This window comes from Bradyrhizobium sp. (assembly GCF_049798375.1).
Lineage (GTDB): Bacteria > Pseudomonadota > Alphaproteobacteria > Rhizobiales > Xanthobacteraceae > Bradyrhizobium.
The window spans coordinates 1-3,079 of record NZ_JBARGP010000471.1 but is presented as its reverse complement, the minus strand read 5'-3'; the positions used below and the strand labels follow the sequence as shown (position 1 = coordinate 3,079).

At 64.3% G+C, this 3,079-nt stretch carries 4 protein-coding genes; all 4 read right to left on the bottom strand.

Going from position 1 to position 3,079, the window contains the following annotated elements:
• Positions 1-278: ATP-binding cassette domain-containing protein (locus WA702_RS19480; protein ID WP_425112171.1), on the bottom strand; the 278-nt coding region annotated here is incomplete at its 3' end.
• On the bottom strand, positions 275-1,231 hold the full coding sequence (locus tag WA702_RS19475; RefSeq protein WP_425112170.1) for a branched-chain amino acid ABC transporter permease: 957 nt from the start codon (positions 1,229-1,231) through the stop codon (positions 275-277). The genes WA702_RS19480 and WA702_RS19475, both read right to left, overlap by 4 nt.
• A gap of 3 nt (positions 1,232-1,234) precedes the next feature.
• Positions 1,235-2,110: a branched-chain amino acid ABC transporter permease gene (locus WA702_RS19470; protein WP_425112169.1), complete on the bottom strand. Its 876-nt coding sequence runs from the start codon at positions 2,108-2,110 to the stop codon at positions 1,235-1,237.
• Between the two features lie 48 nt (positions 2,111-2,158).
• A partial coding sequence (locus tag WA702_RS19465) for an ABC transporter substrate-binding protein (RefSeq protein WP_425112168.1) occupies positions 2,159-3,079 on the bottom strand: 921 nt, incomplete at its 5' end.

Here is a 3,079-nt window from a genome sequence, read left to right as displayed (position 1 = left end):
ATCTGGAAGCTGCGCGCGATGCCGCGGCGCGCGCGCACGTTGGGGGGCAATGGCGTGACGTCCTCGCCGCCGAGCGACACCGTGCCTCGGCTCGGCCGCAGCGCGCCGGAGATGCAGTTGACCAGCGTGGTCTTGCCCGATCCGTTGGGACCGATCAGGCCGAAGCGCTCGCCCTTGCGGATCTCGACACTGATATTGTCGAGCGCAACGAAGCCGCCAAAACTCTTGGTCAGGGAGGCGACGCGCAGCAGAGGCTCAGGCGTGGCATTATCCGTCATGCGCCCTCGCCTGCGTGGCTCTTGGACCGACGCACCAGGCCGATGATCCCGTTCGGCGCGGCCACCACGAACAGCACCAGCATGATGCCGAGGACGAGCACGTTGATCTCGGAGGAGATCGTGACCGACAGCAGCTGCTGCGTGGTACCGAGCAGGATCGCGCCGATCACCGGGCCAATCCAATGCGAGGTGCCGCCGATCAGCGCCATCGCCAGCACCGAGACCGAGGTCGTCAGGTTGAAGGCCGAGCCGGGATCGGCATATTGCAGGTACATCGCCGCCGGAGCGCCGCCTGCCGCGATCAGTGCGCCTGAGATCATGCAGGCAACGAGCTTCAACCGCAGGGTCGGCACGCCGGTGCATTCGGCGGCGAGTTCGTCGTCCCTTAGCGCATGCAGTCCGCGGCCGATCCAGGAGTTCTGGATACCCCTCGTGATCGCCACAGAGACGACCACCAGCAGCGCCTGCACGAAGAACAGCATCTTCACATAGCTGTCGAACGGCGCCGTGACCGGCGGTCGCTGCAACTGGATGCCGGCCGCACCGCCGACGAAACGCCAGTTCGTCACCGTCGTCTCCACGATGATGGCGAGCGCAATCGTCGCGATCGAGAAGAAGATGCCGCGCATCCGCAACGTCATCAGCCCGACGCCGAGGCCGAGCAAGCTGCCGACGACAGCGGCGACTGCGATCTGCACGCCGAGGGGTGCTTCATAGGCTTGCGCCAGGAATACTGCCGTGTAGACACCGGCGCCGAAGAACGCGTTTGTGCCGAAATTCACGTAGCCGGCATAGCCGCCGAGAATGGTCCAGGCGACCGTGAGCACCACGAATTGCAGGATCACGTAGCCGGCGAAGAACGGATATTCGTTGCGGACGAGCTGTGTCATCATCAGCGCGACGGCGAGAAAGATGACGGCTGCGACCCAGAAGGCGATGCTGTTACGAGACACGGATCACCTGCCCAGCAGTCCCTGCGGCCGTACGGCGAGGACGCCGAGCAGCAGCGCAAATGAAATCGCCGGCGCCCAGGACGCACCGAACATCGTGAGCACGATCGATTCGGCCACGCCAAGGATCAGGGCGGCGATCAGCGTGCCGGTGATACTGCCCAACCCCGCCATGACGACGACGCAGAAGGTGCGGCCGATATAGACGCGATCGAGCGTCGGCTCGACCGGTGCCACGATGATCATGAGCGCGCCAGCCACCGCGACCACGGCAGTCGCGAGACCGAAGGCGAGCTGCTTGATATGCACCGGGTTGGCGCCCATCAGCCGCAATCCCTCCTCGTCCTGCGCGACCGCCCGGATCGCGCGTCCGAGAAATGTTCGCGACAGATAGGTCGCCAACAACACCGTCAACGCCAGGGCGACGCCGAACGCCACGAGCTGGCGGTATGGAATCCGCATCCCGGCGAACCGCCAAGCCTTGCCGATATAGGGCGCGGTCACCGAGCGCTGGTCGACGCCGAATTGCAGGATGATCAGCACCTCGATGATGAAGGCGACGCCAAAGAAGAAGGCGATGCCGCGCACGGCGGCATCGCTGCCGCGCCGCTCGAATGTCTCGTAGTAGAGCCGGTAGGTCACGAGCCCGAGCACGAAGAACAGCGGCGTCAGCAGCACGCCGGCCAGCAGCGGATCGATGTCGAAGCGATCGTTGATGACGAAGACCCCGTAGGACGCCAGCACCAGGAAGGCCGGATGGGCGACCTGCGGCACGTCCAACAAGCCGAAGGAAATCGACAGGCCGACGCTGACGGCTGCATAGAAGCAGCCGAGCAGCAGGCCGAGCACGATGGCATCGCGCAGCAGCTCGAACGAGAACACGCGCCCTCCCCTTCATCCAGCCCTGGACTGACGACTCGTCAATCGCGGCTATTCGCGCGCCTTCTCGAACGGAAAGACGAGATCGCCGGTCTTCAACCGGTCCGGAAACAGGATGACCTGCTTGCCGGCGGAGCGGAACTGATCGATGTTCTTGTCCTTGACGCCGCGGAACTGCGCTTCCAGCGTCGCCGACTCCTTCCACTCGCCGTCAGGGCCAAAGGTGATCGGGCCAACGATGGTGTTGTGGGTATTTTCGCGCAGATAGGCGGCGAGCTTCTTCTGGTCAAGCGATTTGGTCGCACTGACCGCCTGCTCGATCAGTTGGCCCTCGGCGTAGCCGAACGGCGCGAGATAGTAGCCGAGCGGATCGACTTTCGCCGCAACGGCGCGCTTGCTGTAGGTGTCGAAGAACTTCTTGGTGCCTTCGAAATACATGCTGGGCTCGGGCAGCCAGGTGTTGAAGTTGACGACGCCGTTCATCAGCGAGCCCAGATTTTCCATCACGCCGGCGAATTGCAGGCCGACCATGGCGCCGCCGAGAATCTTGACGTTGTCGCCGACGCCGATCTCGTTGACCGCGCGCAGGATACCGGCGGAATCCGGGGGATAGGATGCGATATAGATGATGTCGGGCTTGGCCGCGTTGAGCGCACGGATGATGCTCGAGAACTCCACTGTGCTTGGCGGATAGGCTTGGTCGAACACGATCGGCATGCCCTGGCTCTTGGCGACGTCACGCGCGGTCTTGGCGAGGTTCTGGGCGAACTCCTGGTCGGCCGCGAGCAGCGCGACCGTCTTGCCGCCGGCCTTCTGACCGAGCCCGAGGAAGGCGGTCGCCCAGCTGTCGGCCGGACCCCACGGCGCGATGTTGAACCACATGTCGTGGCCGACCTTGCTGTTCACCTGGAACGAGAAGTTGCCCATCAGCAGCATGCCGCGCTGCTTGACCAGCGGCATGATCGGCGCGGT